8 protein-coding genes are annotated in these 7150 nt (G+C 49.9%); 7 read left to right on the plus strand and 1 reads right to left on the minus strand.

The annotated features are described in order from the left end of the window. Positions 1–71 precede the first annotated feature (71 nt). From rpsU to AB7C91_RS06020, 7 genes are all read left to right on the plus strand, one after another. Complete coding sequence (gene rpsU / locus AB7C91_RS05990; RefSeq protein ID WP_244771131.1) at positions 72–281, plus strand: 30S ribosomal protein S21; 210 nt, start codon at positions 72–74, stop codon at positions 279–281. A gap of 243 nt (positions 282–524) precedes the next feature. Then, entirely contained in the window at positions 525–1409 is an 885-nt protein-coding gene (locus AB7C91_RS05995; RefSeq protein WP_332447849.1) for an NAD(P)-dependent oxidoreductase, read from the plus strand. Continuing rightward, positions 1409–2491 carry a 3-phosphoserine/phosphohydroxythreonine transaminase gene (serC, locus tag AB7C91_RS06000; RefSeq protein ID WP_428589888.1) on the plus strand — a complete coding sequence of 361 codons (1083 nt, stop codon included), beginning with the start codon at positions 1409–1411 and terminating at the stop codon, positions 2489–2491. Before AB7C91_RS05995 ends, serC begins: the two co-directional genes overlap by 1 nt. A gap of 18 nt (positions 2492–2509) precedes the next feature. After that, on the plus strand, positions 2510–2953 hold the full coding sequence (locus AB7C91_RS06005) for an Lrp/AsnC family transcriptional regulator (RefSeq protein ID WP_428589891.1): 444 nt from the start codon (positions 2510–2512) through the stop codon (positions 2951–2953). A gap of 163 nt (positions 2954–3116) precedes the next feature. Then, positions 3117–4109 (plus strand): dihydroorotate dehydrogenase-like protein, encoded by a 993-nt coding sequence (locus AB7C91_RS06010; RefSeq protein WP_332447846.1) that lies wholly within the window; start codon positions 3117–3119, stop codon positions 4107–4109. Positions 4110–4112: 3 nt separating this feature from the next. Next, complete coding sequence (locus AB7C91_RS06015; protein WP_332447845.1) at positions 4113–5252, plus strand: 1-acyl-sn-glycerol-3-phosphate acyltransferase; 1140 nt, start codon at positions 4113–4115, stop codon at positions 5250–5252. A gap of 67 nt (positions 5253–5319) precedes the next feature. Next, complete coding sequence (locus AB7C91_RS06020; RefSeq protein WP_332447844.1) at positions 5320–5829, plus strand: hypothetical protein; 510 nt, start codon at positions 5320–5322, stop codon at positions 5827–5829. On the opposite strand, the gene mutL is transcribed toward AB7C91_RS06020, so the two are convergent. Then, a partial coding sequence (mutL, locus tag AB7C91_RS06025; protein ID WP_428589896.1) for a DNA mismatch repair endonuclease MutL occupies positions 5826–7150 on the minus strand: 1325 nt, incomplete at its 5' end. The genes AB7C91_RS06020 and mutL overlap by 4 nt on opposite strands.

Genomic DNA, 7150 nt, shown 5'->3' on the forward strand with positions numbered 1-7150 from the left:
CGGCCCCGTTTCGGGCATGCTATGGACCGTGAAAACGAACCCAGTAATAGGGAAGGGGGGTGATTAATTATATGGCATTCGTAAAAGTAGACGACAATGAACCTCTTGAAAAGTCGATCAAGCGTTTTAAGCGCATGGTTGAGAAAGAGGGCATCATCCGCGAATGGAAGAAGCGGGAGTACTTTGAAAAGCCCTCCACCATCCTCAACAGGAAAAAGAAAGCTCTTGCACGCAAGCAGATGAAGAAGGTCCGCAAGCTGCATGGTTCAAAAGGTTTTTAAGTGATAAGGAGCCGCCGGTTTTCCGGCGGTTCTGTGTATAGTGGCCTTCTCAAGATTGAAATTTCAGAATGAAACCCTTTTTAATTTTCCTATCCGGAAACATTTTAAGGGTTTTTTTATAAATACGTCAGAATACATAAAAAAAATTAGACAAAACCCCTGTTTTTAGTGTACAATTTCAGCAGAAGCACCTGTAAGGGAACAACAAATCCCAACACCTAGCAAAGAGAGGAAGGTAATACCATGCTAATTCTCATTTCTGATGCCTTTGACCAAACGCTTCCCGAACGCCTGAAGGCTTTTGGTGAAGTTACCACCGACAAGAATCGTCTGGGCGAGGCCAACGTGGTTCTGGTTCGCAGCAAGACCAAATGTACCAAGGAATACATCGACCAGGCTCCCAACCTGAAGTTGATCATCCGCGGTGGTGTTGGTATCGACAACATCGACAAAGCCTATGCAGAGAGCAAGGGTATCATCGTCCGCAATACCCCGAAATCCTCTGCGATTGCCGTTGCGGAACTTGCCTTCGCCCTGATGCTTTCCACTCCGAACCATCTGGTGGAATACCACAACGGAATGAAAGGCGGCCAATGGCTGAAGAACCTCAAGCGCAATGAGCTGTACGGCAAGACCCTCTGCCTGTTCGGTATCGGCAATATCGCCAGCAAAGTCGCCGAGCGAGCAAAGGCTTTCGGCATGACCGTCGTAGCCTACGACAAGTACGTTTCTTCTTCCCCGGTTGCAGACATGAAGGCCAGTCCGGAAGCTGCGGTTGTGGACGCCGATTATATTTCCCTGCATCTTCCCTTGACTAATGAAACCACGGGAATGGTGAACAAGGCTCTGATTTCCCACTGTACCAAAAAACCGGTGGTCATCAATACCGGCCGCGCCTTGTGCGTCGATGCCGATGATATGGTTGCCATGCTCAATGAGGGTAGTGTCGCCTGGTATTGTACTGATGTATGGCCCACCGATCCTCCCAGTGAGGACTATCCGGTCCTGAAGGCCGACCATGTTACCCTTACCCCCCATGTGGGAGCGAACAGTGAGGAGAACCTTGCCAGAATCGGTGAGGAGACCTATGACATCCTGGAAGAATTGAAGAACGGAGGAAAAATCTAATGGAACGCAAAAAGAATTACTTTGCAGGTCCTTCGGTAATGCCGGTGGAAGTGCTTGAGCAACTCAGGGACCAGATGGTCGAATACAACAACCAGGGCTTGTCCATGGTGGAAGCCAGCCATCGTGGCGGCATGTTCGAAGACATGTACGATGAATGCCTGGCTTTGTTCCGGGAGCTCTTGGGGATCAGCGATGATTATGATGTGTACTTCCTCGGTGGCGGTGCCACCCTGCAGTTCACCATGATCCCGATGAATTTCCTCCGACCGGGAACGGTTGCCGATTACATCAGAAGTGGGACGTGGTCCAACAAAGCCGCCGATGATGCAGAGAAACTGGGAGAGGTCAAGTACTATTATGACGGAAAGGCCAACAAATACACCTCTTTGCCTGATGCAAAGTTGGTAAAACCCAGTGAGAATTCCAGTTATCTTTATCTCTGCTCCAATGAAACGATCGGGGGTATCGAGTGGCAGGATTGGCCCGATACCGGTTCCGTTCCTTTGATCGCCGATATGTCCAGTGATATTTTCAGCCGACCGGTTCCTGTGGATAAGTTTGATATGATCTACGGCGGCGTGCAGAAGAATCTCGGACCTGCAGGTGCAACCTTCATCATCATGAAGAAGTCCCTGCTGGAGAAGCAGAATACCAATCTGACTGCATATATGGACTACAAGCTCCATTCCAAGGAGAAAGGGTTGTACAATACACCTCCGGTATTCTCCATCTGGGCGGTCAAGCTGGTGCTCGAGTGGATCAAGGCAAACGGGGGCACCGAGGGAATGCTCAAGCGTGCAGTCGAGAAGAGCAACCTGCTCTATGATGTCATCGATTCCTCTTCGTTCTTCCGCAGCCCGGTCGATCCGGCCTTCCGTTCCCGCATGAACATTGTCTTCAGGCTCCCGAGTGAGGAACTTGAGGAAAAGTTTGTGAATGAATCGAAGAAACAGGGCATGCTTGGGTTGAAGGGCCATCGTTCCGTCGGAGGCCTGCGTGCAAGTCTTTACAATGCCCTTCCTGTCGATGATGTCACTGCATTGGCACAGTTCATGAAGGATTTTGAAAGGAAGAACGGGTAAACAAGCATGAAAGTAAAGATGGATGAGACGAATAAAGCGATTATCCGCCAATTGTGTGATGGGCGCAAGCCTTTCAGTGCAATCGCCGAAGAGCTGAGCATCACCGAGAACACCGTTCGTGCACGGGTCAACAAGTTGATCGACGAAGGTGTGCTGCAGATTTCCGGGTTGATCAACCCGGAAACGATTCCCGGCCTGCAGGTGGTCATGATGGGGGTGAAACTCAAGACCCTCGATCTTGAACGCAAGGCAAAGGAGTTTGCAGAATTACGGGGTGTCATCTCTGCCGCGGTGGTGACCGGTCGTTACGATTTGATCGTCCAGCTGGTGCTTAGTGAGGAAGAGGGATTGAGTTTACTCGATTTCTTCAAGTTTGAATTGGATAAGATCAGCGAGATTTCGGAAGTCGAAACATTCGTCGTCTACCAATCCCATAACTTCAGGATTCCGTATATCCTCTGATCTCTTGTTCATGTTTTTACGAGGGTGCCACGACGGCACCCTTTTTCGTTTGCCGTGATGAAAAGAAAAATTAAGGTGACTGGAGAATTTGTATGTTTCATGGTATACTTGCTCTGACTGTGCCCTCTGGCGTTGTCTATTTGCAGTTTTGAGGAGAAAAATTATGGCAGACCTGTCTACTACATATCTTGGATTGAACCTGAAAAACCCCCTGATCGCTGGAAGCAGCCCATTGACTGCATCATTGGACAACCTCAAGCGTTGCGAGGATGCCGGACTTTCGGCAGTCGTGCTCAAATCCATTTTTGAGGAACAGATTGAAGCTGATGGTGAGGCTGCCGTGGATGGCGGAGAGCAGTACCTTACGCATGCCGATGCATACGGGTATGTGAAGAGTTCGAGTATGGAACGGCAGATTGATGCCTACCTGACGTTGCTTGAGGATGCAAAACGCTCCTTGCAGATTCCCGTGATCGCATCCATCAACTGTCGGAGAAGCGGGAGTTGGATTGAGTATGCCCAGCGTTTTGTGGCGTGTGGTGCGGATGCCATCGAGCTGAACCATTATGTCGTAGCCGCCGATGTGGAGATGGAAGGACCGGCCATCGAGAAGGAATATCTATCCTTGGTAAAGGCTGCACGCAAGCAGATCAAACTGCCCCTGAGCCTGAAAATGGGGCCCTATTTTTCTTCCTTGGCGAATATGCTTCGCAAGTTTGATGAACTATCCATTGATGGTGTGGTGCTTTTCAACCGATTCTACAGTCCCGACATTGATATTGAGAAACTCTCCTTGGTCCCGGCGCAAATGCTCAGCAGCAAGGATGAATATGCACTCTCTCTCCGATGGACAGCCTTGATGAGCGAAGAGCTTCGCTATGACATTTGTGCCTCCACCGGTATTTATGCAGGCAGCACTGTCGTCAAGCAGTTGCTCGCCGGAGCAAAGGCCGTCCAGCTCTGTTCCGTATTGCTCAAGCAAGGCCTCTCTTCTGTTGCCAAGATTGAGTCTGAATTGAGTCAATGGATGGATTCGCACTCCTACTCCAAGATTTCTGACTTCAATGGAAAACTCGCACAGGAGCATATGGAAGACCCGACCCGTTGGGAGCGCGTGCAGTACATGAAGTCGATCCTGGATGCTCGAAAGGGTTGAACCATGAATATCGAACAATACAAAGATATCGCCCCCTATAGGGGGCAGGATGTTCGTGACGCCGTAGCACGTGTCAGTGCTAACAAGGATGCCATCTACAAAATGCTTTCCTCCTTGGGGCCTGCCGAGAATGAGCAACAGCAGAAGCAGATATCCGCCTATGCATCCCATATCGTATCAATGCTTGACAAAGTCTATAATTATGACGATTTCCAGCGCTACATCACTGCTGGGATATTTCTGCCCGCCATTCTGGAAAAAAGTGTTGATTCGTTTACGATCAGCGGGGCCGAACACACCAAGAAAGAGCTTTCCTATTTGTTCATGAGCAATCATCGGGATATTGTTCTGGATTGTGCTCTGATCGATATCGCCCTGCTGAAGAGCGACCGGATGCTCTGCGAGATGGCCATCGGGGATAATCTGCTGACCAATCACTTTGTTGCAGACCTGTTCAAGCTCAACGGCGGTGTGACGGTAAAGCGAACCCTTCCGATGCGGGAGAAGTATCTGGAGTCAATTCGGCTCAGTGCATATTTCGTTGAATTGATCACCGAGCAAAACAAATCCATCTGGGTTGCTCAGAAAAGTGGAAGAGCGAAAGATGGGTTGGATGTCACCACTCCTGCCATCATCAAGATGCTGCATCTTTCCCAGAAATCAAAAGGCATTTCCTTCAATGAGGTTGTAAACAACTGTCGAATCGTTCCGGTGGCGGTCAGTTATGAGTATGACCCCAATGATTTGATCAAGGCGGGGGAGGAAGTCGCCCGTATCGCAAAAGGCGAGCACTGCAAGAAGCGGTATGAGGATTTGATTTCCATCTCCCGAGGTCTGAAAGGCTACAAGGGGAACATTCACATTGCATTCGGCACCCCGATCCAAGGTGAATACACCACCGCAGAACAAGTGGCACAGGAAATCGACCGGCAGATCCATACGTTGTACAAGCTTTGGCCGACGAATTTGTTTGCCTATGACTATCTGGAGAATAGTACCCAATTCAGCCATCTCTATCGCGATTTTGACACGGAAGCCTTCTTGTATCGATTCAAGGGAGCGCGAGAAGACGTTCGGCTCTTCGCACTCAATGCCTATGCAAACCCAGTCAGATCATTCCTTGCCGCACAACAACAAAGCTAGGCTGGTTCTTTTCTGCCTGCTTATTGGGCTATCCCTTGTTTCCTGCAGTCGCAAGGAAGTCTCTCTGGTGCATCTTGAAACATCGGTGGCTCATATCATTGATCTTTCCGATGGATCGGAAACTCAGACGCTCAACCTTGCATTCCTGTTGGATGGCACCACGGAAACCGTCCAGGTTCGGGTGCAGTCCAGCGACCAGCAGAATGAATGGGTGTCATCAGCCGAATCCGATGTACAGGGACTCTATCAGATCAGCCCGCTCGCGATGGGCAAGGATGTCGGGCTTCCCCAAGGCCTATGGAACCTCTCCATACTCCAGAAGGATGGAAGGACCTTGAACGAAACTTTTACGGTTTCTGTTGAACCCTTCTCGGTAAAACTTCCCGACTATGATAAGCAAAACAGGGTTTTGACCATCAACCAAAGTCCTGCAGTACTCTTGCAGTACGACAAGGATGGCAAGTTGCTCAGCAGAAGCGATCAAAAGCAGCCGGTCAGCATCCCCTTGGATGCGCTTGCCGAACAAGCTGTTTTGTCCTATGCAGATGATTCGATTTTGATCGACATTCCCCTTTAGGTTCTCTGGACTGCTTGTATCAGGTCGGATTTCTGCAATCGTATCACAAACGTCCTCCCGTGCGGACAGGCAGGTTCAGCAAGTGCAAATACTTTGGTCAGCAACGAAATGGCAAGATTCCGATCCACAGGATCGCCTGCTTTGATGGCTGCGTGGCAGGCGACAATGGCATACAAGCCTTTCTCCACTTCCTGGGCATCACCGGTGGTATGCTGGATGAAGGAGATCAGCTGCCCTTCGATGTTGCGGTAGAGAGCCGGTATCGCCCGTAATTCCCATAAAAGATCGTCGGTACGTTCCAACTTGATGCCAAGATTCAGATACACATCCATATGTTCCTGCAGATAGGTGTCGGCATCACGTTCCACTTCGAACGAGAGGGGGATCATCAGCGTCTGAACCGATTGCTTTGTTCGTATTTCATCGAACAACAAGCGTTCATGCGCCGCATGTTGGTCCACCAGATACAAGTCGTCCCCTTTCTGAGCAATCAAGAAGAGATTGAATGCTTGTCCAAGATAGGTGAACGGTTCGGTTTCCTGTTGCTGCAGCCAGATGTCCTGCTCCTGATTTGTTTTGGAAGCCTGCATGGATTGTTGGCCGAGAATTTCCTTGGCTTTCTGGAACCAAGCCGGATCGATCGGACGCTGAGCTTGTTCCTGGATTCGATAGGAAGCCCTTGGTTCAGATGATACGTCGGCTTTGGCATGCGAAGCGGTAACAGTCAGGGAAGGTTGTTCAAATTCCAATTCCTGTTTCACCAGTCTGGGGATCGTCCGTTTTACCTGACTTGAGATCATGCTGACCACTTGGTGGTGAATTTCGGCCTTGTTACGGAGTTTCACCTCCCGTTTGGTGGGGTGGATATTGAAATCGACCAACGTGGGATCGACTTCAATGAACAGATAGCAATACGGGAAGGACCCCCCGCTCAAAAGTTCTCCATAGCCGTACGTGACGGCTTGTACCAGTGAGTATTCCTCAACGGGACGGTTGTTTACAAAAATCTTTATATGGGAGCGGTCACTGCGTGAAAAGGCGGGGGAAGAGCAGACGGCATAGAGGTTGAAGCGCCCGGCCGTATCATACAATTCCAACATTTCCGATGGAACTATGTTCTGGCTGAGCGAAAGCACATCGAGAATGCGCTGCTTGCGGCTTGTCGGTAAAAGATCGAGCCGAAGCGTGCCGTCGGTTAAAAAACGGGAGCTTCTGTCGGGAAAGGCCAGTGCCTTTTCCTGGAGGACCTGTCTGCACATGGTTGCCTCCGTTGATGGACGCTTGAGAAACTGCCGTCTTGCCGGAAGTTCGGAAAACAGGC

It is taken from the genome of Sphaerochaeta sp., assembly GCF_050256055.1.
In the GTDB taxonomy this organism is placed as follows: domain Bacteria; phylum Spirochaetota; class Spirochaetia; order Sphaerochaetales; family Sphaerochaetaceae; genus Sphaerochaeta.

Excerpts from the sequence above, each read along its gene's own strand:
- serC (WP_428589888.1), top strand. The coding sequence starts at position 1,409 with ATGGAACGCAAAAAGAATTACTTTGCAGGTCCTTCGGTAATGCCGGTG.
- AB7C91_RS06005 (WP_428589891.1), top strand. The coding sequence starts at position 2,510 with ATGGATGAGACGAATAAAGCGATTATCCGCCAATTGTGTGATGGGCGC.
- AB7C91_RS06010 (WP_332447846.1), top strand. The coding sequence starts at position 3,117 with ATGGCAGACCTGTCTACTACATATCTTGGATTGAACCTGAAAAACCCC.
- AB7C91_RS06015 (WP_332447845.1), top strand. The coding sequence starts at position 4,113 with ATGAATATCGAACAATACAAAGATATCGCCCCCTATAGGGGGCAGGAT.
- rpsU (WP_244771131.1), top strand. The coding sequence starts at position 72 with ATGGCATTCGTAAAAGTAGACGACAATGAACCTCTTGAAAAGTCGATC.
- AB7C91_RS05995 (WP_332447849.1), top strand. The coding sequence starts at position 525 with ATGCTAATTCTCATTTCTGATGCCTTTGACCAAACGCTTCCCGAACGC.